This window comes from Paenibacillus melissococcoides (genome assembly GCA_944800085.1).
Lineage (GTDB): Bacteria > Bacillota > Bacilli > Paenibacillales > Paenibacillaceae > Paenibacillus_B > Paenibacillus_B melissococcoides.
The window spans coordinates 36,873-62,017 of the sequence record CALYLO010000005.1 but is presented as its reverse complement, the minus strand read 5'-3'; the positions used below and the strand labels follow the sequence as shown (position 1 = coordinate 62,017).

General features: G+C 45.7%; 20 protein-coding genes, 4 pseudogenes and 1 riboswitch. Of the genes and pseudogenes, 7 read left to right on the top strand and 17 right to left on the bottom strand.

From position 1 onward, the window contains the following. Positions 1 to 110 precede the first annotated feature (110 nt). The 4 genes and pseudogenes from OCY70_RS17980 to OCY70_RS17965 all read right to left on the bottom strand — a co-directional run. Positions 111 to 299: pseudogene (locus tag OCY70_RS17980) on the bottom strand (SRPBCC domain-containing protein); the annotation flags it as partial. Positions 300 to 303: 4 nt separating this feature from the next. After that, a pseudogene (locus OCY70_RS17975) lies at positions 304 to 538 on the bottom strand (ArsR/SmtB family transcription factor); the annotation flags it as partial. Between the two features lie 204 nt (positions 539 to 742). Then, on the bottom strand, positions 743 to 3,358 hold the full coding sequence (gene ppsA / locus OCY70_RS17970; RefSeq protein WP_213427264.1) for a phosphoenolpyruvate synthase: 2,616 nt from the start codon (positions 3,356 to 3,358) through the stop codon (positions 743 to 745). 358 nt (positions 3,359 to 3,716) lie between these two features. Continuing rightward, the gene (locus tag OCY70_RS17965) at positions 3,717 to 4,553 is read right to left on the bottom strand and encodes a nucleotidyltransferase domain-containing protein (RefSeq protein ID WP_213427265.1); all 837 of its coding nucleotides are present in this window, start codon (positions 4,551 to 4,553) and stop codon (positions 3,717 to 3,719) included. Between the two features lie 198 nt (positions 4,554 to 4,751). On the opposite strand from OCY70_RS17965, the gene OCY70_RS17960 reads away from it, so the two are divergent. After that, a complete protein-coding gene (locus OCY70_RS17960; protein WP_213427266.1) occupies positions 4,752 to 5,756 on the top strand; it encodes an alpha/beta hydrolase in 1,005 nt (334 codons plus the stop codon). A gap of 203 nt (positions 5,757 to 5,959) precedes the next feature. On the opposite strand, the pseudogene OCY70_RS36195 reads toward OCY70_RS17960, so the two are convergent. The 4 genes and pseudogenes from OCY70_RS36195 to OCY70_RS17945 form a co-directional block, all read right to left on the bottom strand. Beyond that, positions 5,960 to 6,069: pseudogene (locus OCY70_RS36195) on the bottom strand (YfzA family protein); the annotation flags it as partial. A gap of 37 nt (positions 6,070 to 6,106) precedes the next feature. Beyond that, positions 6,107 to 6,733, bottom strand: a complete 627-nt coding sequence (locus OCY70_RS17955; RefSeq protein ID WP_213427267.1) for an ABC-2 transporter permease — start codon at positions 6,731 to 6,733, stop codon at positions 6,107 to 6,109. Then, positions 6,726 to 7,593 (bottom strand): annotated as a pseudogene (locus OCY70_RS17950) (ABC transporter ATP-binding protein). The gene OCY70_RS17955 and the pseudogene OCY70_RS17950 overlap by 8 nt, the downstream one beginning before the upstream one ends. Beyond that, complete coding sequence (locus tag OCY70_RS17945) at positions 7,590 to 7,832, bottom strand: GntR family transcriptional regulator (protein ID WP_213427301.1); 243 nt, start codon at positions 7,830 to 7,832, stop codon at positions 7,590 to 7,592. Before OCY70_RS17945 ends, OCY70_RS17950 begins: the two are co-directional and overlap by 4 nt. A 171-nt stretch (positions 7,833 to 8,003) precedes the next feature. Between OCY70_RS17945 and OCY70_RS17940 the strand changes: the two genes are divergently transcribed. Both OCY70_RS17940 and OCY70_RS17935 read left to right on the top strand, forming a co-directional pair. After that, positions 8,004 to 8,774, top strand: coding sequence for a peptidoglycan recognition protein family protein (locus OCY70_RS17940; RefSeq protein ID WP_249724733.1), 771 nt, complete (start codon positions 8,004 to 8,006; stop codon positions 8,772 to 8,774). A 41-nt stretch (positions 8,775 to 8,815) separates the two neighbouring features. After that, positions 8,816 to 9,484 carry a hypothetical protein gene (locus tag OCY70_RS17935; protein ID WP_249724735.1) on the top strand — a complete coding sequence of 223 codons (669 nt, stop codon included), beginning with the start codon at positions 8,816 to 8,818 and terminating at the stop codon, positions 9,482 to 9,484. A gap of 166 nt (positions 9,485 to 9,650) precedes the next feature. Here OCY70_RS17935 and OCY70_RS17930 read toward each other — a convergent pair whose 3' ends face one another. From OCY70_RS17930 to fabG, 7 genes are all read right to left on the bottom strand, one after another. Continuing rightward, complete coding sequence (locus OCY70_RS17930; RefSeq protein ID WP_213427302.1) at positions 9,651 to 10,622, bottom strand: proline dehydrogenase family protein; 972 nt, start codon at positions 10,620 to 10,622, stop codon at positions 9,651 to 9,653. Between the two features lie 81 nt (positions 10,623 to 10,703). After that, positions 10,704 to 10,829 (bottom strand): helix-turn-helix domain-containing protein, encoded by a 126-nt coding sequence (locus OCY70_RS35780; RefSeq protein WP_306433913.1) that lies wholly within the window; start codon positions 10,827 to 10,829, stop codon positions 10,704 to 10,706. Beyond that, positions 10,777 to 11,160: an AraC family ligand binding domain-containing protein gene (locus tag OCY70_RS17925; protein ID WP_306433914.1), complete on the bottom strand. Its 384-nt coding sequence runs from the start codon at positions 11,158 to 11,160 to the stop codon at positions 10,777 to 10,779. Before OCY70_RS17925 ends, OCY70_RS35780 begins: the two co-directional genes overlap by 53 nt. A 323-nt stretch (positions 11,161 to 11,483) precedes the next feature. Beyond that, positions 11,484 to 12,776, bottom strand: coding sequence for a helix-turn-helix domain-containing protein (locus OCY70_RS17920; protein ID WP_213427268.1), 1,293 nt, complete (start codon positions 12,774 to 12,776; stop codon positions 11,484 to 11,486). Positions 12,777 to 12,852: 76 nt separating this feature from the next. Continuing rightward, a complete protein-coding gene (locus OCY70_RS17915; RefSeq protein WP_213427269.1) occupies positions 12,853 to 13,377 on the bottom strand; it encodes a class I SAM-dependent methyltransferase in 525 nt (174 codons plus the stop codon). A gap of 1,223 nt (positions 13,378 to 14,600) precedes the next feature. Beyond that, positions 14,601 to 14,897, bottom strand: coding sequence for a hypothetical protein (locus OCY70_RS17910; protein WP_261948780.1), 297 nt, complete (start codon positions 14,895 to 14,897; stop codon positions 14,601 to 14,603). A 412-nt stretch (positions 14,898 to 15,309) separates the two neighbouring features. After that, a complete protein-coding gene (gene fabG / locus OCY70_RS17905) occupies positions 15,310 to 16,089 on the bottom strand; it encodes a 3-oxoacyl-ACP reductase FabG (protein WP_213427270.1) in 780 nt (259 codons plus the stop codon). Positions 16,090 to 16,661: 572 nt separating this feature from the next. Continuing rightward, positions 16,662 to 16,746: riboswitch (cyclic di-GMP riboswitch) on the top strand. Between the two features lie 92 nt (positions 16,747 to 16,838). Here fabG and OCY70_RS17900 point away from each other — a divergent pair. Continuing rightward, positions 16,839 to 19,550 carry a glycosyl hydrolase family 18 protein gene (locus OCY70_RS17900; protein ID WP_315973921.1) on the top strand — a complete coding sequence of 904 codons (2,712 nt, stop codon included), beginning with the start codon at positions 16,839 to 16,841 and terminating at the stop codon, positions 19,548 to 19,550. 17 nt (positions 19,551 to 19,567) lie between these two features. Continuing rightward, positions 19,568 to 20,956 carry an immunoglobulin-like domain-containing protein gene (locus OCY70_RS17895; RefSeq protein WP_261945075.1) on the top strand — a complete coding sequence of 463 codons (1,389 nt, stop codon included), beginning with the start codon at positions 19,568 to 19,570 and terminating at the stop codon, positions 20,954 to 20,956. A gap of 52 nt (positions 20,957 to 21,008) precedes the next feature. Here the strand turns inward: OCY70_RS17895 and OCY70_RS17890 are convergent, their stop codons facing one another. Together OCY70_RS17890 and OCY70_RS17885 are read right to left on the bottom strand one after the other, a co-directional pair. Beyond that, the gene (locus OCY70_RS17890; protein WP_213427271.1) at positions 21,009 to 21,536 is read right to left on the bottom strand and encodes an RNA polymerase sigma factor; all 528 of its coding nucleotides are present in this window, start codon (positions 21,534 to 21,536) and stop codon (positions 21,009 to 21,011) included. 242 nt (positions 21,537 to 21,778) lie between these two features. Beyond that, positions 21,779 to 23,335 carry an ABC-F family ATP-binding cassette domain-containing protein gene (locus OCY70_RS17885; RefSeq protein WP_213427272.1) on the bottom strand — a complete coding sequence of 519 codons (1,557 nt, stop codon included), beginning with the start codon at positions 23,333 to 23,335 and terminating at the stop codon, positions 21,779 to 21,781. Between the two features lie 490 nt (positions 23,336 to 23,825). On the opposite strand from OCY70_RS17885, the gene OCY70_RS17880 reads away from it, so the two are divergent. Together OCY70_RS17880 and OCY70_RS35775 are read left to right on the top strand one after the other, a co-directional pair. Next, a complete protein-coding gene (locus tag OCY70_RS17880; RefSeq protein WP_213427273.1) occupies positions 23,826 to 24,803 on the top strand; it encodes a glycoside hydrolase family 19 protein in 978 nt (325 codons plus the stop codon). A 130-nt stretch (positions 24,804 to 24,933) separates the two neighbouring features. Beyond that, complete coding sequence (locus tag OCY70_RS35775; RefSeq protein WP_306433915.1) at positions 24,934 to 25,143, top strand: hypothetical protein; 210 nt, start codon at positions 24,934 to 24,936, stop codon at positions 25,141 to 25,143. The last annotated feature ends 2 nt before the right edge of the window (positions 25,144 to 25,145 follow it).

The window sequence follows — 25,145 nt, the reverse complement described above, 5'->3', positions numbered from 1 at the left end:
TGGAAACTGTTAAGCGAGGGATACATCGTGTTCAATCCTATACCTTCATCACCAAACAATCTTACCAGAGCTCGATTATCTGCTCCTGCTTGAGCAGAATATCTACCGTTCCCGTCTCCTAAGTCCTCCAGCGTCCAGGTAACCGTGTGCTTCTCCCCTGCGCTGGCCCAAGTATAGGACAAACAGTTTGGTGCGTCCACGATTAGAACTTCGCCTTCAATAATTCCATCCCACCATTCGTTCGGCTGAGTGCGAAACTGAAAACGGTATCCTACAACGGGCTTAAAATCATTTTCCATGACGTGGTGAGGCGTTTAGCCTAAATCGCGTTTCTCTGCCGGCTTTTCGGTCAAGTACCAGTCCGGCTTCTTTAAAGGATTGTCAAATGCTTGGAGACCGCTGTCCGGCCCATTTGAAACTGCGCCGTTAACTCATGAAGCGGTAACTCTTCTGCCTCTGCTAACAGACGAATCAGTCGGCGCCTAGTTGGATCTGCAATCACATTAAACACATCCCGCAACTGGTTGTTCTCGTTCACAACACCCTCTCCTAAATAGTATTACCAAGGGACAGCCGTTAATTTCATCACAAACTAGGGGTTTCAATCTCCTTAAAATAACTAACTCCTAATTGGACACCATTTGGTGTCGTGTCAACAACATTTTTAAATTCCACATGAAAACTATCAGTCAGCTATGTGTGTCAACTATTGATTTTATGTCATACTTGACGTATTCAGCCATTACAATATTTCGATATACCCTTCCGTTCCATGCACGCGAATTCGTTGCCCATCTTTTATCAGTTTGGTAGCATTCTCCACTCCGACAACTGCTGGTAAGCCATATTCACGCGCGATAACTGCTCCATGGGTCATCAGTCCACCAACTTCGGTGACTAGGCCTTTTATGGATACAAACAATGGTGTCCAGCTAGGGTCAGTAAAGGAGGTGACTAATATATCTCCATCTTCTAGATCAGCATCTTCCATGTTTAAGATGACACGTGCTCGTCCCTCTATAACTCCGGAAGAAACAGGTAGACCTACAATAGCTTCTGCTGGGAGATTTTCTCGTTTGTACTCACCTACAATGATTTCGCCATCAGACGTGATAACACGTGGTGGAGTTAGTTTTTCATATAATTTGTACTCGTCTTTTCGTTTGCTGATAATCTGGTAATCTAGTTTATTTGTGCGTACGACTTCGTGAAGTTCTTCCAAAGTGAGATAGTATATATCTTCTTTTTCATGAATAACGTTGGCTTGTACGAGTTGTTCGGCTTCTTTCAGTAAAGCCTGCTTATAAACGAAGTAGCGATTAACCATGCCGTATTTTGGATATTCCCGATAACCGATGAAATTCCGGATTAGGTCGATCATTCGTTTTGTTTCTTGGGCTTTTTGTTCACCATCCGGTAATTGCTTCAATCGATCTAATAATTCTTGTTCTTTTTTCAAAGCTTCCTGTCGGCCTTGCTCAAATTTCCGATTGCTAGCATTAGGCTCAAAGTTTTTGATATTACTAAGAATCATGGGGACAAGTGTAGTTGGTTTTTCGCTCCAACGAGTTTTAGTAATATCGATTTCTCCGGTACATCGCATTCCGTATTTGCTGAGATAATCATAGATAGCGTCTTGGGTTTCCTGTCCACCATCAAACTTAACCAGTTCATCCAAAAAGTTATCATCTTTTACATGTTGTAAATAATCAATTACTTCTGGATAAGGACGAATGACATCTGCGACATCCAATAGCGCCAGACCCATTTCCGAAGTAATATTGTTTGGTACAGATTGAGAAAGCGTATCTGCTACGTTTTTTTCACCTAGCCACTTGTTCATTTTTTCATTGATCCATGTTGAAGCATCCATAGCAGCCATAATCACACCCAAACTTTGTGGGTCAAATAAAATCTGCTTTAATTGCTGGATATCTTCTAGAATAAAATCAAATAAATCTGATCCTGACTTCGTTTGGATGTTTTGTTTTAACTCTTCTATCGATGTTTGACTTCTCTTAATCAAATCAGTAACGATTGTCGGATCGTTATCGATTTGTGCTTGAAAACCCGCAGACGACATACCTTTTTTGCTTTTACTGGGACTCAGCTCTTCTTTATCATTTGGTAACGATTTTATAAAATCTCCTCGCTCTATTATGGTCATAAGTGCGTCTTTTATGAGCGGATCGGATTGTCCCAGGGTATCTAATAAATTTTCTCTGCTAACAGGTGAAGCCAGATTATGTGTGATATCAACAAACAACCTTCCACCAGCTTTACGCATGGGTGCAGGAGTCGTTAACAGGTAAAAAGACAATCCCAGTGGTTTCATGGGATCGGTCATCATTTGTTGGTGACCAACAGATACATATACGTGATTTTCCTGATCATTTGCTTCAGGGACGGGATATAAAGTAGTGATTGGCCGAGTCTGGACAATATAAAATGTATCATCAACCAAACACCATTCGATATCTTGTGGGCAACCAAAATAAGCTTCGATCTGTCTTCCCATGCGTGCTAGTTGTAAAATTTGTTGTTCAGTAAGTGTTTGAGTCTTTTGCTGATCAGGATCGATCTGCTGGGTCTCTGTTCCGCCTTCTTTCCGTCCATAGATAGCCAATTTTTTGGTTGCTATTCTCTTATCGACGATTTTCCCTTCCTGTACTTTATAACAATCGGCAGATACCAAACCAGAGACCAGTGCTTCTCCAAGTCCAAAACTGGCATCGATTGATAGCAACTTTCGGTTGTAAGTAATTGGATCGGGGGTAAATAAAATCCCTGAAGCCTGTGGGAAAACCATCCTTTGAACGATAACGGATAAATAAACTTGACTGTGGTCAAATACATTTTGCATACGGTAGATTACTGCGCGATCCGTAAATAGGGAAGCCCAACATTTGCTGATATGCTGCAAGATTGCTTCTTTGCCGATGATATTTAAATAGGTGTCTTGTTGACCAGCAAAAGAGGCATGTGGCAAATCTTCAGCAGTCGCACTAGAACGCACTGCATAAGCATGTTCATCACCAAACTGAGAGAGATAGTGAGCAACTGCTTTCACAACATCGGAAGGAATTTCTGCTTCCATAATGGTTTGTCGAATCTTCCTGCTGATTTCACCAATTTGATCTCGATCTTCTACTTTTAGCATTGTTAGTCGATCCAACAAAGCATGATACGTTTCGTTTTGTTCGATGGCTTTTTGATATCCTACTGTTGTAACACAAAATCCTTCTGGTACTTGTATTCCTTGAATTTTTGATAATTCCCCTAAATTTAACCCTTTTCCGCCAACGAGCAAAAGCTGTGTTTTTTCCATTTCCTGAAAACCGAGAACCAAAGAACTCATTCAATATCTCTCCTAACCATCTAAATTAAGAAAAAAACATTTGACAAGAGTTTACCGGCATGGTACACTTAAATTGTAAGATGCAATAATTATGCCCGTTAAACTTGTGAAAGTCTATTTGATTATATCACCGTGTCTGATTATATGCAATATAAAAGAACCTGATAAAAAACTATCCAGGTTCTTTTTTGCTTTCCCGCTATCATTAGTCACATCAAAAACCATGGTTCGAGCAGCCGAACTCCGTCACTGCATAGTTCCCTAGCGGTTCTATGCAGCCTAAGGAAATCCTGTAGTTGCGTCGGGTTCTTATTGAGCTAATTTACACTGAACTACGTTCCCGTTTGTTCAATAACATTTAGAACTTTACAAAGGTCTTTGTTTCTTCAATCAGCTTACTCAGCTCACTCAAAGACTTTTCCAAATGTTCCCGCTCCTCTGTGACTAGACTGATTATTTTATTTACTCTCTTGGAGTATTGCCTTGGAGCCATTCGAAATGAATCTGCAATTGCAACAGCCCCTTTTTCGTTCATCAAATAACATTCGTTAACTGCAAACAAAACCTGATTCAAACAGGATAACGACCGAAAACAACATCCAGCGATGTACGCTAAATCAGTTTTATAAATGCCCTTTCTCCCTGTATCAAGTGCAAAAGTTGCTTCCCAAAAAAACTTTTGGATGATTGCCTTTTTCAGTTCAGTTGGATACGGAATCGTTCTTGTCTTCATTTCTCCAATAATACCAGAAGGATCCCATAACACTTTGCATAACGCAATCTCCGAGAAATAAATGGAGTTGATAAATCCGTGCGGATGACCAGGCTGGTAGTCAACTGTAAGTTCCCCCGAGTGACATTGCTGGATCACGGTAGATACTTTATTCAGATCGCGATATAGAAAATCAACAGAGTAATGATTAACAACCAGCCAGCCGCCACCATTAATCCATGGCCCCCACTCACCGATTTCCGTAACTAAGTTATTTCTCCCAGCATCATCCATATCGGTAGCAGCCTTTTGAAGCCCAGGAATATCTAAACCATTCCTGGAATCGTAATATATGCCAATATCGATATCTGAATTGTCATTATGAGTCCCTCTGGCTCTTGAACCGCCGAGAACTATAGCTTTCACGCCGTTTATTTGCTTTAGACTGTCAACAAGCTTAGAAATAGTATTTTCAAATTCCATAAACCCTCCGTGGTTCTGAAACAGCCAATTATTGGCTGCTTTTTTCTCTCTTCTTATAAAATTATAATAAAATAGTTGGGTTTTATATTATCATAAAAAGAATAGTTCTTTTTTTTCACATTATATAATAGTCAACTTTATTCAGCCGCAAATGATAAGAGGATAGAAAATATATAAATAAAAGGGAGTGGAAAGGCTTTGAAATTATTAAAGTATATTTTAGGTGGTATTGCTGCCCTTATTGTTATTATTGCATTAGGAGGAGTTATTGCTGTTAATGTCTCTCCTAAACCTTTTATTTTTTTCTTAAATCACATGCCTGGATTAAATGAGGTTACACCAAGGCCTGCTGATATCGAGAGTTATACGGCTCAAGTAGATATCGTGAAAGATGTGACTTATCCCTCAACATACAGTTCAAATAAGTTAGATATTTTCTTGCCTAAAGAAGATAAAAATAAAAAATATCCTACCATTATATGGACTCATGGCGGTTCATTTATAGGAGGAGATAAGTCAGGAACATCTGATTGGGCAACAATGATGGCAAGCAAAGGATATGTCGTTGTATCCATTAACTATGAAGTAGCTCCAGCTTCTCGTTATCCAGGGCCAGTAAAGCAGCTAGATGAGGCATATCGCTATTTAGAAAGAATACAAGATAGCTATTATCAAATGGATTTATCTAGAGTAGTAATTGGCGGGGATTCTGCCGGGGCACAAATTGCCTCACAATTTGTAGCCGTACAAACAAATCCAAAGCTTGCCACAGAAATGAATATGAAGCCTTCTATTCCACAACAATCGTTAAAAGCAGCTGTTCTATATTGTGGTCCATATGATATTCAAGGAATGCTAGATACAGATAATAAATTCGTTACATTCTTTGTTAATCAAATTGGTTGGGCTTATTTAGGAATGAAGGATTGGGCAACTAGCGAAGAAATCAATCAAGCTTCTACAAGTCGCCAAGTGACAGAGAACTATCCTCCAACATTTTTGAGTGATGGAAATTCAGGTTCTTTTGAAAAGAAAGCCAAAAATTTACAACATCGTTTAGAGACGAGGAACGTACCTGTTGAAACCTTGTTTTTCCCATCTACTAAGCTGGTTCCTCATGAATATCAGTTTGAATTAGATACAACAGAGGCAAAGGAATGCTTTGAAAAAACATTATCATTTTTAAAAACATATACAGGATAGCATCATGCGAAATTATTTCGCCGTTAACAATAGAAGCCGACTCAGGTTCCTCAAATGACAAGTTCCAGGTTCTATTGTGCAACGTATTTGCATGTTTCATGTCGTGCCCGGAAACAGGCTCTTGTCCACAAACAAGAGCCTGAGTTAATGCTCATTATCCAGGAATTTTTGCAGCTCCGTCCCGGAATTGCCAATTTCATTGTCTAGAAAAGTGCCCCCATTAGTACAGATGGGAGTAAGGTGACGGCGAAAAAGGCCGAAATGCATTAAATTCCGGTTGGTTATATGGAGTGAACCATTCTGTAAATAGCGTTTTATTTATCGCTTTGGCCTTCCAACTGTGCGGCCTCCTATAAGTCCTTTCTAGTGAAGAGATTTACAGTTAAGCAGCAGGAAGCAATGAATAACAGTAAGATACCGATCAGGATCAAAAATAAGGTTGGGGCACTCCCAAAGCCCCTCTCGTTTATCATATTCATAAAAATAGCCGTAGGCTGCGCCAGAGCAATTAGGACTATCAAGAATACGACATTGATAATAGAGGTTCCTTTTTTGCTAAATGCGTAAAAAAGCGGCAAATAGATGGAAGCTAGAACAAGCACGATGCCTGCTGGACCCAATATATCCATCACGGTAAAATCCGGCTTATTAAGCTCTGGGATTGCTAGTTTAACAAGCCAGTGAACTCCGTAAGAAGCAAGGACTCCAAAAAGCATATAAATGATGGCTGTTATGTATTTGGCTTGCACAATATGCTTGCGCATAATCGGAAGCGTAACCAGGAAATTATGATTATCGTTTTTGATATCGATCATCGTACCGAGACTAAGGGTGGTAAAAGCGGTATAGATACCCACCAGGTGAATAGACGATGAATGCTTTGGTATAAAAACGACACTGAATACAGCAAGATATAAGAGACTCGTCCATAGTGAGCTTTTTAAAGCGATGAAGTCTTTACGAAGCAGGTTAAGCATGAATGCGTCCTCCCTTGGCGGTGAAATACATGATGTCTTCTAAGGATGGTTTGTCAAAAACAGCATAATTACCGAACAATCGTTCAGCCTCCTGTCTATTATCTACTAAGCCCTCAAAACCGACAGCCGTTTCGCGAATCCCGACAAATACGTGCCGAATATCTGAATCGAGAAGTTGTGAGCCGCCTTTTACGATGGCGTATCTCTCGAGCACTTCATCTTTCGCTCCATTGAATACGAGCTTTCCGCGATTGATGAAAGCAATGTAGTCGGCAATGCGATCTAGATCGGTTGTGATATGAGTAGAGAAAATAATCGAGTTTCTCTCTTCCTGCATCATATCCGCAAGCAGATCGAGCATTTCCCTTCGAAACACAGGATCCAGTCCGGAGGTAGGTTCATCCATGATTAACAGCTCTGCCTCATGCGATAAGGCAACGGCAAGGGAAAACTTGACTTTCATCCCCTTGGATAACTCTTCGATCTTCTTCTTGGGAGACAACTCGAATTGTTCAAGATAACCGTTAAACTTTTTTTCGTTCCACTTCTTATAGAAAGGCGCGATCATCTTCTTCATCTCGCGAATCGTAAGATGCTCATAATAGAAGCAATCATCCGCTACAATGCCGATGCGCTGCTTAATGTCAACCTCTTGTTTAGGCATATCGCAGCCTAGTATTTTGACGCTTCCGGAGTCAGGACGGATTATGCCGAGCATCATCTTGATCAAGGTGCTTTTGCCAACGCCATTCGGACCAATGAGTCCGGTAATGTAGCCTTGTTTCACATTCAAAGATTATATTATCGAGAGTAAATTGAGGGTATGTTTTCGTTAAATTACGCAATTCTATTGCATTCATGGTGCCTCTTCCTCCTCGAACAATAAAGTCAGATGATCGACTACATCTTGTTGACTCATGCTTAATTCCTTGCTTTCCCGAATGAGTTCTATCATTTTCTCTTCTAGTCGTTTCATGCGCTGCTCCCGAATAAAATCTTTATTTGCTCCCGATACGAAACAACCCTTGCCTACGACAGAGTCGATTAGCTTCTCTTTCTCCAACTCTTCATAAGCGCGCTTGGTCGTAATTCGTTTAATACATTTTGAAGCCTTTGTGCAATTCCGGTTTTATAGATTTTTAATTGGATGATAATATAATGGTTACTGTTCCCCATATTATGGAAAGGTGGTGATGGAAGGGATTTGAAAAACCAGATATCACTGCTTATTTGAAAGCGGTACCATCATTATGATTCGGGAGGGTATTGATTGAAACTACTTCAAACAATCCAATGGAGAAAGCTGTCGCTTACACTTGCTGTCGCCTCATTGGCGGCGGCAGGATTCACGCCTGCACTTCCTGTTCCTTTCAATGCCGTGCCTTCAGTACATGCGGAGCAGGATGAAACAATTTCGCTGCAAGAAGCCTTCGAATCCGCGGCTAAGGAGTTCGGAGTTCCTGTGAATATTCTGATGTCCGTTTCCTACAATCTTACTCGGTGTGAACATCATAATGGCGAGCCAAGTACATCAGGCGGCTACGGTGTCATGCATTTGACCGACGTATCGCAGCAGAGCAAGGAAGCTCCAAGGGGTACCGATGACAAAGCCCCCCCTTCCCCTTCGGATGATTCCAGCCATCATACCCTATCTGCAGCGGCTCAACTATTGAAGCTTGATCCGAGCCGACTGAAGCAGGATCCTGCGAGCAATATTAGAGGCGGTGCTGCACTTCTGGCGAAGTACGCGAAGGAAACAGTCGGCAAACTGCCGGATTCGGAATCCGATTGGTATGGAGCTGTTGCCAAGTACAGCGGCTCTCAAGAATTGTATTACGCTCAGGATTTTGCCGACATTCCATTGGAATCGAGCATGAAGGCTATGCAATGGAAGGGGGCAACTTGGTTCTCAGAAAGGCTTTACCGCTCTTCTGCCGCACTAGTGCATTATTTGGCGGAGAAATATGATATTCCGCTTGATCGTGCCCATATCATCGGTCACAATGAAATACCGGGGCTTACTCCGAAGCGACAAGGGTAATGCATCAGGATCCCGGCCCATTCTGGGATTGGGAGCACTACATGGAGTTGGTTGGGGCACCGCTTGGCACTGTGCATCGCCTCAAGGACATCGTGACGATCAAGCCTGATTTTACATCTAATCTCCCACATGTGAAGGATGCTCCTCTTCAGCCGACTAACTTCGTTTATTTGTATAAGGAGCCTAGGTTTGACGCTGATCTGATTGATGATCCTGCCCTTGCCGCTCAAGATAAAAAAGACGGGCTCAGCGTAGGCGCTAAAGCTACCACAGGGCAGACCTTCTCGTTCGCAGGTGAGCTTGGAAATTGGACTGCAATTTGGCACGGAGGACAGAAAGCCTGGTTTTATAACCCGCAAGGAAGTAATGCGGTTGCTGGCACAGGGGAGCTAATCACCCCGAAAGCCGGCGCGGCTTCTATTCCAGTCTATGGCGCGGCATATCCGGAAGAGGCGGCATATCCTGCAGATGTGAAGCCGAATGAGCTTGTTCCGCTGCAGTACACGATTGCACAGGGACAATCGTATGTTGCCGTCGATAAGGTCAATGGAGACTATTACGAAGCCCCAGTATACACGAATGACCCATATGCGACCAATAAGCACATTAAGGGCAAGGAAACGTTCTATCGAATCTATTTCAATCACCGCTTCGCCTTTGTGAAAGCTTCTCATGTCGAGAAGGTGCGGAATCAGTCGGTGAACGAATAAGAGGATGATGACTGGACTTCGCTTGAGAACAATATGATATGAAAGAATGGGGCTCGCAGGCACATACATTGTTATCGGTAATGTCCTCAAGTTCTTATAAGCGAAGGCTGCCGGATCGATCTCTATCGGCAGCCTTCGCTTATCATTTATTAAGTTATCGTCAGACTTATTCATAATCGAGCAATGGATCTACCTTTCCGGCGTCCGTAATGTCGAGGAACGCTTGAAATAGATTAGGCGGATATTCGGCGATCCGGTGGCATAGATACAAATACCATTCACGGCCATACGTTAAATAGATGCGAACAGGATAGCCCGCCTTCTTCAATCGGCTGCTCAAATCAGGTCGAATCCCGTATAAGAGCTCGAACTCAACGCCCGGCTCATGGATCCATCCCCGCTTGATGACCTCATCAATGATAGACTCATCATGTGTGGCGATCGACACGCGATGGCCTATGCGAATGGCCTGATCCACAAGCTGAACATATCGCTCATTTAGGGCGGATGAACGCGGTATCGCGAGCTGCCCCGGTTCCTGGTACGCCCCCTTTACGATGCGGATCCGGCCAGGGGTGGGCTGTAAGCCGTTCAAGTCCTGAGCCATCCGGTTCAAGTGGGCCTGCAGCGTAATGCCGATGTTCGCATATGCGGCTATAGCTCTTTCATAGATCGAGAGTATCGCGTCGGTCTTGGCTGACTCTTCCATGCTGATAAATAGCTCGATACCGGCCTGCCGGGCTAGAGCGGCAAGTGCTGTCAGATTTTTATATGCCAGATCGCCGTCAAGCGATAAGCCGATGTGGGAAAGATCGAACGACACGCGAGCCGGTATTCCACGCTCTGCCAGCGTATGAACGAGCAGTGACAGCTCCAGTGCCGCCGCTTCGCATGCTTGGACATCTGTCGTATTTTCGCCGATATATTCAAGCGAGATGGCGTACCCTTTATCAGCCAGCTGTCGTCCTGCCTCAAGACCATCCTCCCGCTCGTCCCCCGTCACATACTTTGCCGCGGCGCGCTGCAGCAGCTGGTAGATGGCCGGCGTCTGCTCGACATAAGTCTTCACATCGGGCCGGCGGGCAATGGACTTCATCGCCTCGGCAAATTTTTTTTCCAAATTACTCGTTGTCACCATCAATCGGTCCCCTCCTCTAGTCTAATATATCCAATGGTACAAGAGGACAGGAGGAGAAAGATTGTAAAAAATTGCGCTTATCTATACGGACATGGCATAAGCTTGTGGTGGTGCCCCGACGATTTTGGCAAAAGCTTTGGCAAAATGGCTCTGATCATAGAAGCCGGTGTCCACAGCAATTTCGGCAATAGGCCGCCGATTTTTCAATTCCCTCTTGGCATGATTGATGCGCAGCAGATTTTGATACGCATGAGTCGGGCATTTCAAGATGAGCGAACCATTCCGGCTTGATGAACAGCATTTTGTACTTCCATTGCGCATCTTCCGCAGGCTGGCAGGCATGGAGCATGAGCGGTGGAAAGCTGGTCTCTACGCGCCACAAGACGCCATCATACCATGCCTGCGTCTCGCCTTCATCGATTAAACCGATGGAATACTCCTCGTGAAAATGCTTCTGATACGCCAGGTTATTTTTATGGCATCGCTTTGCCTCCAGAAAAGGCAGCGCTTCGTCCCGGTAAAAGGTCACATTAGCCATTTACAAGCCTCCAAATTAAAATAAGCTGGATCAGGCCAGGCTTAGCCTGACGTGTCGTACTAGTTTAACACAATAGTTACGGTTCGTATTGGTATCACTGTGAACGTAATAAGCACAATTTTCTCCCCTGGTACTACTTTTGTGCTTTTATCCAAGAGAAGAAAGCCGGCATGATATGAACAAAATTAAAAAAAGCACCATGAAGGTGCTTTACCAAGGATGAATGATTCCAGTATCTCCAGAGAATGCCGCTGCTGTTGTTACGAAGATAACTGTGTAGAGAAGAGATTTGAAATATAGCTTTTTAATCAAGTTCTTCATGCTTAACCCTCCATTTCTTTAGCACTTTTTATATAGTAAGTGCTTAACTTTTCAAGTGTAGGCTTATGCATAGGGATATTTTGTTCTATATGACTACGTACAATCATGTTAAGACATTCTTTCTCTTTGATAGTATCGTTAATCTTTGAGAAATATAAAGCCCCTTCCATCAAATGGCTTATATAGTTGTTATAATCACCTATAGCTAAGTAGTACTCCCCTTGAAGCCGAAGATACTCAGCGTACCCATAATAAGTCAACGGATTTGTATTATCTAATATGGATAAGTTTATTTTGCTATTGTCTAATACGGTTTTAACGCCTTCGATGTTGTTCTGTTCTAAGTACAATTGAATGAGATGCCTTGTTGCAGAAAGAACAAAGATATCGCTACAAGTATCGAGGAATGACCATAGCTGTTCAATGGCTTGAGCCGTATTACCCTTCACAGCATTGAGTAATGCTTCCATCAGAACAACTTGCTCTTGTGTGTTCGGATAATTAAACTGTTTGTACTGTAGTGAGTACATCTCAGCCTCTTTGTATTCCCCTAAGCCGAAATGCGCGTCTCTAAGCACAGCAAGCGAATATATTTTGTGCAGACTTTGACCACTATCTTCTGCCAGCACTCTCTTACAATGGTCAATGCTCTCATTGTAATATCTCAAATTATAAGCATGAACCCCTAATTTGTAGTGTAGCTCAAGTTGCTCGTCTTGCGGCAAGAAATCGATGTAATGCAAAATATACTTCCCGCTATAATAAGTTTCCTTCAATCTGCTGAAATCATTTCGTTCAATAAGATAACGTTGATACATGCTTTTGGCTATGTAAGGCATAATTCCATGGGAACGTGAGTAATCAAGAATGAGGTCATACAACGAAAGTTTGATGGAGTCATTTTCGATGGAGTCGATAACGCGATACAATTTCCCTACTAAATACAGACTGTCTTCATTCGGTGATTCAAGGAACTTTGCGGCTATTTTCGGTATCAGCGAAGGATGTTCAAGTGTTGTTAATTCGTTCTGTAATATAGTGTACATGACTTCAGACTTATGTCCAATTTCGATGTACTGTTCTACGATGGCGTCATGGGGAATGTCCAATACCGCAGCGATTGACAAGATGGATTGAAAATCAGGGCGTTTGACCTCGCTGTTTTCAATTCTCGACAGGCTGCCTTTATCTACGCCGACCGCTTCCTGCAGCTTCGACAGAGTCATTTTCTTCTTCTGGCGATAGTACTGTATTAGCTCCCCCAAGCTCCTGGGCTTCGCGGCAACGGTACTCACGGACTCACCCTCCTTTGACTATGTAAATCCAACACCCACATTTTACCATATCCTGATGCATATGACAAACAATGATTTACTTTTTCAACAGATGAAGATACCACTTTAATCCAGCATTGTGATTGAACAGACTAACCTTGTCCACAATATCAAAATATCCACACTGCTCTATTTCTTCGATTTTGCGTTCAATCATCGCAAAGGACGGGTCTTGCGTGTTTTTATGGGAATACAGTGATGAGACGATTACGCCATTTGGAGTAAGGAACCGGGAATATTCAATGTACTGATTGATGTCTCCGCAACGGAAAATGTCCTTGGTCATCTTGGCAGCCGCCATGTTGATGGCTTCCTGCGAAAGATCTACGCCAAGATAACCTTCCTTTTCCTCGTCAAGAAGCATATCGAACAATATGCCAGTGCCGCATCCCATATCGAGAATCCCTTCTTCGCCAAGGAATTTGCGGATGTAGCCGTACACGACCGAGTATCTGGCATATTCCGTGATGTCGGTCAAGTAGTCCCATACTTTGGAGCGGTATTCCTCATCCCATTGTTGTTGAGTGCTCTCAATATAATCTGGTACTTTCGTGGTTTCCATTCCGATTCCTCCCGAGTGCTTATTTTATGAAACGGAACTTTCATGTTACCAGTGAGCAATAGAGAAAGAATGGTTTGAAGCAGTCTGATGCAGCATGATGGCGGGTAAATGTAGAAATGAGACTTATCATGTGGAGTTCTAGATTCTATGATAGTGCCGCAGTTATACTTTGTCAAATAATGTCTTGTGAGCACATGTTTATCCTATCGCGATAAATCTTGCACATCCTGCGGGAAGGAATAACGGAGCTTATGATTCATCCCGGTTTTGTTAACGATGATGTCCGCAGGCTGTCCCCTTGGAAGATGTCCAGGGAAGAGGAAGTGCTCGTGTTCCTTGAACCGCAGATTGCCGCATTCATCGCGGAACTTCAAACCATGGCATATTTCAAATGATTCACTATGGATAGCTTCCTGCTATCCGCTCCGCCCTGAATGCCGAAGCAGAGACGATATACGTATCAATAACGGATAGTTCCCCCGTTCAACTTACCGCTGCAGACAATACGCAATTATCTATGCCGGAGCATCCTCTTATCCAGATGATTTCAGAGAACGTTCATCCCCCGCAAATGCCTCGCCGCACAAGAATGATACGGAAGCACAGAAAAAAGAAGGCGGACGAAAAAGCAATGGTCTCACAGAAAGAGAACGAGACGTTACCGTTCCCGTGTCAGGAGATGTCTGAGAGAAAATGGCGCCGATAGCAATTAAGCCGTCGTAGAACGCCGACTCATCCTGCAGCTCTCATGCATCACGCTTTCGCGATTCGCACATTAAAGATAGAAGTGCCCGTCGCACAGAAAAAATGGGGGTGTCTCACAGGCACTGCAAAATGATGGAGATGACGAGGTAACAGAGAATGTGGATGCGGGAAAAACGGCGGCGCAAACTGGTGGAAGATGGATGAAGCAGTGAAATGCTGCGTGGATACATCAATTTCTGCTCTTTATACCGCTATTTGATGAAATTCCTGCAAAATTACATGATGTTCATCCATTTTTGTCTTTTATCGATTGGATAGTCAGAAATTGATGCCGTTTTGCAGGATTCCCTGTAACGGAGTACACGTCATAAAGGAAAAGTGTAATGTTTCAGTTTTCGGCGAGTCGAGCTTTGAGAATCAAGGGGGGCTGTCTCACTGTAGTGAAATACTACTTTTGGGACACCCCCATGTATGTTTGTGTTTTTCTCTTAGTTAAATAGATTTGGAGTTTACAGAAATTATTTTGAGTCGTCAGTCAGCTTGGAAATAAATTCTACAGGAGCTACAGTTGCTTTGTAGTAACCGAAATCCATTACTTCCCACTTATCTTGATTGATAACTTTAACTTTGTCTCCTTTTGCAAAGGTCTTGTTGCTTTCATTCGGAAAATCGATTTCTACCGTCTGAATGTTTCCTTTCGAATCCTGATATTCAACCGTTGCATATAAGGTGTCTACATCTGTGACTACGCCGATAGTAGTACCAGCGAAGCTGATACCACCCGCAAAGTAGATCATGTCTTGAAAGTTTTTCACCTGCCAAACAACGTCGTAGTAGCGTTTAAGCTCCTCTTCCGTAGGGGTACATTGGAGAGCTTCTTTGCTGCTTTTGGAACCTCAACCTCCAGTTCTGCTCTAAGATGCTCGAACAAGGTTTTGAGATAGGCATAATCTGGACGTTCCCCACGGAGATATTTGGCCAACTCCTTCGCTTTGCGTTTCGGTGATATGCGCCTCTAAACTGCTGCCACTCTGATTCGAACCTCTGGGTTTGGATGCTATCCACGTACATCTTGGATTGTTCCGTTCCCCTTTATATAAGCTATGATGATTACCTTGAGCTCGGCCAGCAGAGGTTCATGATAAAATGTGTCGTTCTTCAAAAGACAAGGACATGTGCCTGCCTCTCTTCCCGGGGTCTCGATAATTGTGTCCTATAGTAATCGAATCAGGTTTGCCCCATCGCTTCCAGACTTTCTGGAATAATCTGACCGCCATCCACGATGATGGTTTGGCCCGTAATATAACCTGCCTCCTTCGAAGCCAAAAAGAGAGCGGCGTAAGCGATATCTTCGACGCTTCCGAGCCGCTTGAGCGGGATGGACGCCGTCATCGCCTGCAGATAATGGTCTCCAAGGCCTTCCAAGCCTTCCGTCATAATGTTGCCGGGCATGACCGCGTTAATTGTAATATTGTAACGCGCGAGCTCGAGCGCCGCACTGCGCATGAATCCAAGCTGAGCCGCTTTGCTTGCGCCGTAGTGCGACCATCCGGCATAGCCGGTGGCCGGCCCCGTAATAGAAGAGGTAACAATGATCCGGCCGTATTCCGCTCTCTTCAGAAAAGGCAGGCAGGCTTGAAGGGAAAACAGCGTTCCGCGCGCATTCGTGTTCATCACATGATCCCAATGCTCGCCGGTCATCTCCTCAATCGGCGTATTCGGAAAAATACCGGCATTGGCGCACAGCACGTCGATCCCCCCGAAAGTACCGGCCGTCTCGCTCGCAACGCACTTCATCGACTCCAAATCGGCGACATTGCCTTGGAAGGCATGAGCAACGCCTCCGTTCTTCCGGATTTCCACCGCGGTTTCCTCCGCTTTCGTCAGGCTCCGTGCGACGACTGCGATTTTCGCCCCCTGTGCGGCGAAGGTTCTCGCAATTCCCTTGCCGATTCCTTTGCTGGCTCCGGTCACGACGACCGTCTTATCCTTCAGTGGCGTCAGCATGTAGTAACACTCCTATCCTCTGTAAAGATGAAATGCAAATTTTCCCCTACATGGTTTCGTTGTCGTTATAATACAAATCCAAGTGTGGAGGCAACTTGATGAATCCCTCTGAATAGGTATTACTTTCCTCATTAACTGCATTATACCACCGATTTAGTGCCATAAGGATAGTTATATTCAGTTATAATTATGCGAACTCTGGCTAGTTAATCCAAACCAAGATATATCTTCACCCCCTCCCTAAGACCTATTGCCCAAACCTTTTCGGACATCTGACATATGTAAAAATGTATAACAAGGAATGCCAAGGGAATGGCGCAGTTATTGGGCTGATGCACAACATCAAACGATATGGAATCAGAATACATCCCCTTATCGCATCCGATTGTTACCATGATATGTTTCAAATGAATACTAAAATAGACTCATGTCCATTTATTCACAAATAAGTCTCATGACCCATTAAATAAACGTAAAATTACTGTATATTAAACGGTGCAAACATGCATCGTTATACAAGATACATGATAAATAGCTGTAATTAAAAGTAAAAGCGGATGCATTTTTGACCCGGTATTACTAGGCAAAGCTAGGGAAATCTAGTGACGCAAAGCTAAAGGGGCTAAGGAAGAAATTCTATGCCAGCCAGTTGCCGACCAATAGAAACCACACTCTATTCGTCGTATGCGCATCGCAAGTCCTCCCTAGCTGCCTATTAATATAATCTATTGATAGGAAGTGAATAACGGATGAAGACTAGGAGAAAGCAGAGTGCCCGAAGATTGTTCGCCATGACGGTAATGACCATCATGATGTTCGTCTCTTCATTGGCGCCGGCTTATGCAGGAACGACTGTTCCCGCAGCAAAGGAACCTGATGTCAAGCAGGACTCAGCACAGGAAATCCGGAATGTCATGTACTATGGCGATTGGTCGATCTGGGGAGGGCAAGGGAACTTTTATCCCAAGGATATTCCCGCCGATCAACTAACCCACTTGAACTATGCCTTCCTTGATTTTGATGCCCAAGGCAACCTCGTCTTTACCGACAAGGATGCGGCTGTAGGCGCGCCTGTCGGCCAGGATGGCGTACAATGGGACGCAGCCAATGCCGGCGCACTTATCGCCCTGCAGCAATTGCGCGCAGAAAACCCGAATCTGAAAGTCGGCATCTCTCTTGGCGGATGGTCGAAATCAGGCGACTTCTCTGTCGTGGCGGCCGATGCTTCGAAACGGGCGAATTTGGTTCAGAATGTTATGAAATTCATCAAGTATACGAACATGGACTTCGTCGATGTGGATTGGGAGTTCCCGGCTGAAGTTCGACAGCCTGATCTTGTCGATAATAAAAACGATGAAGGCACGAAATACGCTACGCCGGAGGATAAAAATAATTATATTTTGCTCCTGCAAGACTTCAAAAACGCACTGAATCAACAAGGAGCCGAGCTTGGCAAAACGTATGAACTGTCCGTTGCCCTTCCCGCTCCCAAAGCAAAAATTGATATCGGCATTGATGTGCCAAAGTTATTTAATATTGTGGACTTTGCCAATATCATGACTTATGACATGCGCGGCGCATGGGATGAAGTGAGCGGCCATCATACCGGCTTATATCCGAATCCTAATGACCCGCTGACCGGCAACAACCTCTCTATCGATGAGAGCGTGAACTATTTGATTCAGCAAGGTGCTGAACCGAACAAGATTGTCATCGGGGCAGCCTACTATACTCGCGGCTGGGATCAAGTGTCGCAAGGACCCGATCCGAATCATCCGGGGTTATTCGGTCAAGCCGCATTATCCGCCAAGGATGCAGATCAGACTCCATCCCGCGGCGCGGTTGGCGAATCCCCTCTCGTCCTTGGGGACGGCGGCCGCCGAACAGGGACTTGGTCTTATCGCAACCTCGACAAGCTGAAGGCCACTTACCCGAATCTCAAAGAATATTGGGATGATGCGGCTAAGGCTCCATATCTGTATGATGAGACCACCGGCGTATTCTATACGTATGACAATGAAAGATCCATTCAAGAGAAGACGAAATACGTGCTTGAGAATGGTCTGGGCGGCGTTATTGCTTGGATGGCTTCCAATGATGCTCCTACGACGGACCCTGCCAAGCGTGACAAATTAACAAAGGCAACGAAAGAAGGCCTCTTCGGAAGCCAGCCGTTGAAAACACATGAAATCCAATATGCCAAGCTCGACGTTACGGTGGATGTGAAACCGTATACAGAGCCTTGGGGCAACAATAAAGGGTATGAAATCACCCTCTTCAATAACGAGTCTTTGACCGAATCGAATCAAGTGCTGAGAGCCGTGGAAAGAGGAGCGAAAACGGTTAAGCTGCCGAAGCTTTACATCCAGGCCGACGGATCGTTCACGGCCGGCGATTACTTGGCGGGAACCGTAACCAATGAGAACGGTTATACCGTCGTCGATCTGAAATCGGTTTATGACGCCAAAACGATTGAGCCCGGCAGATCCTATACGTTCAAACTGAAGGGCGATGCCGAGATTACAAGCATGGAGCTTGTTCAGCGGGTTTCGAATAACAGCCCGGAGATGAACAGACAACTCATTCTAGGCGATGAAGCTCAAAGCAAAAATCAACCGCCCGTATTGCATGGCGTAACGGACCTGACGCTTCAAGTCGGCGACCACTTCGATAAGCTGGCCGGCGTTACCGCTACGGACGCCGAAGACGGAAATTTGACATCCCGTATTACCGTGACGGGAGAAGTCAATACGAATGTGGCCGGCAAGTATGAGCTTGCTTACTCCGTTACGGATTCACAAGGTTTAACGGCCGAGAAAAAACGCATCATTACCGTTATCGAAGCGCCAAGCAACAATCAACCGCCTGTATTGCATGGCGTAACGGACCTGACGCTTCAAGTCGGCGACGTCTTCGATAAGCTGGCCGGCGTAACCGCTACGGACGCGGAAGACGGAGATGTAACGTCGCGTATTACCGTGACGGGAGAAGTAAACACGAATGCGGCCGGGAAGTATCAGCTGACCTACTCCGTTACGGATTCACAAGGATTAACGGCCCAAAAAGAACGCATGATTACAGTTATCGAAGCGGCAGCTCCGGATCATGACTTTGGGGTTGGTCAAGGAATCGAATGGCCGAAGCAAGTCAATTCTCCGTTCATCGATATGGTGGCATGGGTTACCAAGCCGGGCTATTCCAACAACGGCGCCCCTAACCTTGCCAGAATTTCCGAGGATACGGGCGTGAAATTCTTCAATCTTGGCTTTATTCAATCCACTCCGAATAAAATCGTTGATGGTAAAGTGCAATGGGGCTGGGGAGGATATCCCGAACTGAATGAAAAGAATGCAGACAACGCCCAATATCAAGGAATTAAGCAGTCTATCCGAGAACTGCGCGAAATGGGCGGCGACGTCGCGATCTCCCTTGGCGGTTTGAACGTACGTTCTGGGAAGTGACTCAAGATACAGATACGTTGTTCAATACGTATATGGAACTTGTTCAAGGCTATGGACTGACCCGATTAGACCTCGACATTGAGGGCGGCGCTCAGAACAAAGCCCTGAATATCGCCAATGCGAAGGCGATTAAAAAGCTGCAAGACGCAACCGGAGTCGATATCGTATTAACGCTCCCTGTACTGCCAAGCGGTCTGACTTCCGTTCAATTGGATGTATTGGAGGCTTACCTGTCTGCCGGCGTGGATGTCAGAGTCGTGAACATCATGACGATGTGTTATGGCAACGGAACGCTCCTGCCAGGCGAAAACTATGGTTCCGCTTCGCTGAGAGCCGTTGATTCGACGAAGAACCAAGTGAAGCAATACTTCAAGCAATTTGCCAACATCGATCTGACCGATCAAGAGGCATATGGAATCATTGGAACGACGCCATCCATCGGTTTTGAAGGCGCGGCACATCCGGTCTTTACGACAGAGTGGTCTCAATGGGTTGTCGATCATGCGATCGAGAACGGGCTGGCGATGACCTCCTTCTGGTCGATGAACCGGGATGCGATGTTGGAAAAAAATAATGGCGTAACGGCGCAATATCAATTTACCGATATTTTCAAAGCATTCGGAAATGGAAGCATTCCGCCGGTAGCTTCAAAGCCCGTGATTCATGGCGCCACGGATAAAACGATTTTCGTTGGCGATCACTTCGATCCGAGAGAAGGGGTTACCGCTACGGACAAAGAGGACGGCGACCTGACCGATCGCATTGTCATCGATGGAACGGTAGATTCCTCTACTCCAGGAGCATATAAGCTGGTGTACACCGTAGAGAACAGCCAAGGGCAGCAAGCGGTTACTGAACGCATTATCACCGTTGCAGAAAAGATCAATCACAAGCCTGTGATTCACGGCACAACGGATAAAACGATTCTCGTTGGCGAGCAGTTCGATCCGAGAGAAGGAGTTACCGCTACGGATGAAGAGGATGGCGATCTGACCGATCGCATTGTGATCGAAGGAACGGTTGATTCCTCTACTCCGGGAACCTACAAGCTGGTGTACAGCGTAGAAGACAGTCAAGGCCTGCAAGCCTCTGCAGAGCGCCAGATTACCGTTATTGATGGACTTGCGGATACGTATGATCCGACGAAGATCTACTACGAAGGCAATTCGGTCATCTACAAAGGAGAGAAATATACGGCGAAATGGTGGGTGCAAGGCCAAGCGCCAGATACCTCGCAAGCATGGCAAAAAGAAGTGGTTCCAAATGCAGACGGCAGTGTCGATTACGTGCCGGGCAATATATATGTAGGAGGCGACTTGGTTCGCTATGAAGGCAAGCTCTATCAAGCCAAGTGGTGGACACAGAGCATTCCGGGAAGCGATGACTCCTGGAAGCTTGTAGAATAATAGCAAGACGAAGCTGTATGTACCGGGACTGGCCTGCATGGGTCGGTCCCTTCTACATGCATTTTTTCAACGCATGCTTGGCGCGATAAAGCGCATTTTTCACTTGATGCATGGATAGCTCCGTAATTTCGCATATTTCCTCGTACGTGCATTCATTCGTATACCGGAAGCAATATGACCCTTCGCTGGGTTGGCGGCAATTTGTGAATGAAGTGCTGCATTTGCTGCTGCGATTCGAGCGAAGATATAAGGTTTCCGGCATCGCCTCATCCAACAGGGTCTCCTGATCCCATTCGACGAACGTCATTTGCTTACGCTTGAATCGATCTTGATACGTACGGATGGCAATGGTATATAACCATGCGACAAAGCTCCGGCTCCGATCATGATCGGCAAGCTTCCGGTAGGCCTTGATAAACGCATCCTGCGCCGTATCCTGAGCATCTTCATGGCTGGCCCCCATTCCGCTCAGCAAGCCGTATATCTGCTGCTTGTATTTGTTGACCAGGATTGCGTATAGATCTTGGCGCCCGGTTAGAATTTGCTCGATGATGTCTTGGTCCGACTTGATGCAACCCATGGCTCTCCTCCTTCATAGTTGTCTATTCATAGATATAGACGAGCCTATTATCCATAACTTCTCAATGTTACAGAGCTATCTCCCTTATTTACGTCATTCTACGATCTGGAAAATGAACCCTTTATCATCTATTATAGAGAAAGTGCAGAAAGATTCTTGAATACCGGACCCCTCTCAAATGCTGCTATATGTAAAAAAGACTCTATCGCATCAATTGCGATAGAGTCGGCCTCGCTTCTACATTAAAATACTTTCGTCGTCCAGGATTCACAATTCCATGTCTCCGTCACGACATCGCGATAAAATTCAGGTTCGTGGGAAATGAGCAGGATGCTGCCCTTGTAAGTCTTGAGCGCGCGCTTCAATTCATCCTTCGCATCGACATCCAGATGGTTCGTTGGCTCATCGAGCACGAGCAGGTTGGTCTCTATATTGACGAGCTTGCAGAGGCGAACCTTCGCCTTCTCGCCGCCGCTGAGCACGGCGATTTTGCTCTCGATATGCTTCGTCGTCAGTCCGCACTTCGCCAGTGCCGCACGCACCTCGAATTGAGTGAAGGAAGGGAACTCGTTCCAGATCTCTTCGATGCACGTATTATAGTTCGCATCTTTGACTTCCTGTTCGAAATAACCGATATCCAGATTGTCTCCCCGTTCAACCGAGCCGGATATCGCCGGAATCTCGCCGAGAATACTGCGCAGCAGCGTCGTCTTGCCGATGCCGTTCGCACCGACCAAGGCGATCTTCTGGCCGCGCTCCATACGGAGGTTCAATGGTCGGGACAGCGGCTCATCGTAACCGATGACCAGATCTCTGGTCTCGAACACCAGCTTGCTGGAAGCCCGGGAGTCTTTGAAATGGAACTGCGGCTTCGGCTTTTCCTTCGCCAGCTCGATAATCTCCATCTTATCCAGCTTCTTCTGCCTCGACATCGCCATGTTGCGCGTGGCTACGCTCGCCTTGTTGCGTGCGACGAAGTCCTTCAGGTCGGCAATCTCTTGCTGCTGACGCTTATAAGCGGCTTCGAGCTGCTGCTTCTTCATTTCATAGACTTGCTGGAACTTGTCATAGTCGCCGACATAGCGCGTCAGTTCCTGATTCTCCATATGGTAGATCAGGTTAATCACGCTGTTCAGGAACGGAATATCGTGCGAGATGAGAATAAACGCGTTCTCATAGGCTTGCAAATATCGCTTCAACCATTCGATATGCTGTTCATCCAGATAGTTCGTAGGCTCGTCCAACAGCAGGATATCCGGCTTCTCGAGCAGCAGCTTCGCCAGCAGCACCTTCGTGCGCTGACCGCCGCTCAGATCGTTGACGTCCTTATCCAGGCCGATATCATTCAGGCCGAGTCCGCGGGCAGTCTCTTCCACCTTGGCGTCAATCATATAGAAATCTTGATTCGTCAACGTATCTTGAATCGTGCCGACTTCCTCAAGGAGCTTCTCCAGCTCTTCCGGAGACACGTCCCCCATCTTGGCATACATGTCGTTCATTTCTTGTTCCAGGTCAAATAAATATTGGAAGGCGCTCCTCAAGACATCTCGAATCGTTAAGCCCTTGCTCAGAACGGCATGCTGATCGAGATAGCCGACGCGTACGCGCTTGGACCATTCAACCTTGCCTTCATCCGGCTGAAGCTTGCCTGTAATGATATTCATAAATGTGGACTTGCCTTCTCCGTTGGCGCCGATTAGGCCAATGTGCTCGCCTTTGAGCAGGCGGAAGGATACATCCTTGAAGATTGCACGGTCACCAAAGCCGTGGCTTAGTCGTTCTACGTTTAATATGCTCATCCATGACACCTTTTCTTATATACTTTGTGCTTGATTTATTATAAACGGTATCGGGCTTAAAAGTAAGCGTAAACTTGCAAGAGTTCGACGAAAGCGCCTTAAAGCAGGGAATCGGTCCGCTTCCCGACCCGGGAGGAACCGAAAAAACCAGTTTGCGCGAATCTCGCTCACCTCTGCCCGGGATATGAAGGAATTAGATCGGGGACTTCGCTTCTTAGCAGCTTTTACAGAAAAATTTTCTTGATTTTTTTACTCGTTGTGTTAATATTTACCTCGGAGACGCCCCTTTTCTTAGGTCATTTTGTTCTTGCAAAATTATACTAAGATTCGGGGCTCTTTTCATTTATTCGAACATATTTAGCCTGGAAGCTCGGGTCAAAATCAAGGGAGGAGTGATGGAACATGAAGGTGTGAAGGTTGTACCCGCGTTTACCTTTTCCAGTTCACTGAATAATAGGTAACGGCTCTTCGCATAAAAAGGAGGTCTGCTATGAAAAGAAATGTTCTTAAACCAATCGTCGTCATGCTTGTCATGATGATCGGAACCGTTCTTATATTTCCGTTTACCGCATTCGGAGCTTTATCCCCCCCTACGCTGCAAGTCAGCGCGTCCAATGCAACCTGCACCCTGAGTTGGAATTCGATTCCCGGCGCAACAGGTTATGATATTTATCGCAACGGAAGCTGGTATCGCTGGACAAATGCTTTATCTGCCGCCGATACCGGATTGACCAACGGGACAACGTACACGTATGCCGTTGCCGCGCAGAATGACACCACCACTCCTGTTACTACTTCTCCACAAAGCGCCAGCAAAACATGCACGCCAACGGGCAGCGGTATCGGCGGCGGGTTCGTCGTTACCGAGGCGCAGTTCAACCAAATGTTTCCTGACCGCAATCCATTCTATACGTACTCCGGCTTCGTATCCGCCCTGTCCGCCTACCCCGCATTCGCCAATACAGGGAGCGACACGATCAAAAAACAAGAAGCAGCCGCTTTTCTAGGAAACGTTGCCCAAGAATCGGGACATTTGCGGTACATCGTAGAGCTGGATACATCCACCTATCCGTTCTATTGCGATAATTCGAGCGTCCTGTACCCATGCGCTCCAGGCAAGCAGTACTACGGCCGAGGTCCGCTTCAATTAAGCTGGAACTTTAATTATGGCGCGGCCGGCGCTGCGCTGGGACTCCCCCTTCTAACCAATCCGGATCTGGTGGCACAGGATTCCTCCGTAGCCTGGAAGACGGCTTTGTGGTTCTGGAATACACAGAGCGGCGCAGGGACGATGACCCCGCATAACGCAATGGTGAACGGCGCAGGATTCGGCGAGACGATCCGATCGATCAACGGCGTGAAGGAATGCAATGGGGCAAACCCTGGCGCCGTGAATAACCGAATCAGCTTCTACACGATATTCGCCAATTTGCTTGGCGTCCCTACCGGCGGCAATCTCGGCTGTTAGGTCATGTTCAATATTCCCCCCGGCGAGTCGAAATTGCCGGGAAAGACAAAATGGATAAAATCAATCATGCCTACGCCTTTGGCGGCAATATGGCAAGAAGAAGCATCATTACGACAAAGGATTCATTCAATTGGACGGGGAAAGAGCGCTGCATTATACCCGAATGCGCAAGTCGGACCCCAAAGGCGATTTGGGCCGCAATCAAATCACGACGGAGGAGATCGCCGGCTCCAACCAGATGATTAACGTCATTTATTATTATCACGCATCCGACGAAGAGCGAGAACGCATCTCCGCCATCTTAAAAGAACATGCATCGCGAGAGCCCGCAGATGCCTGATT

Excerpts from the sequence above, each read along its gene's own strand:
- OCY70_RS17935 (WP_249724735.1), top strand. The coding sequence starts at position 8,816 with ATGGAGTTGGTTGGGGCACCGCTTGGCACTGTGCATCGCCTCAAGGAC.
- OCY70_RS17930 (WP_213427302.1), bottom strand. The coding sequence starts at position 10,622 with ATGGTGACAACGAGTAATTTGGAAAAAAAATTTGCCGAGGCGATGAAG.
- ppsA (WP_213427264.1), bottom strand. The coding sequence starts at position 3,358 with ATGAGTTCTTTGGTTCTCGGTTTTCAGGAAATGGAAAAAACACAGCTT.
- OCY70_RS17915 (WP_213427269.1), bottom strand. The coding sequence starts at position 13,377 with ATGGAAACCACGAAAGTACCAGATTATATTGAGAGCACTCAACAACAA.
- OCY70_RS17925 (WP_306433914.1), bottom strand. The coding sequence starts at position 11,160 with ATGGCTAATGTGACCTTTTACCGGGACGAAGCGCTGCCTTTTCTGGAG.
- OCY70_RS17900 (WP_315973921.1), top strand. The coding sequence starts at position 16,839 with ATGAAGACTAGGAGAAAGCAGAGTGCCCGAAGATTGTTCGCCATGACG.
- fabG (WP_213427270.1), bottom strand. The coding sequence starts at position 16,089 with ATGCTGACGCCACTGAAGGATAAGACGGTCGTCGTGACCGGAGCCAGC.
- OCY70_RS17880 (WP_213427273.1), top strand. The coding sequence starts at position 23,826 with ATGAAAAGAAATGTTCTTAAACCAATCGTCGTCATGCTTGTCATGATG.
- OCY70_RS17965 (WP_213427265.1), bottom strand. The coding sequence starts at position 4,553 with ATGGAATTTGAAAATACTATTTCTAAGCTTGTTGACAGTCTAAAGCAA.
- OCY70_RS17955 (WP_213427267.1), bottom strand. The coding sequence starts at position 6,733 with ATGCTTAACCTGCTTCGTAAAGACTTCATCGCTTTAAAAAGCTCACTA.
- OCY70_RS17890 (WP_213427271.1), bottom strand. The coding sequence starts at position 21,536 with ATGGGTTGCATCAAGTCGGACCAAGACATCATCGAGCAAATTCTAACC.
- OCY70_RS17885 (WP_213427272.1), bottom strand. The coding sequence starts at position 23,335 with ATGAGCATATTAAACGTAGAACGACTAAGCCACGGCTTTGGTGACCGT.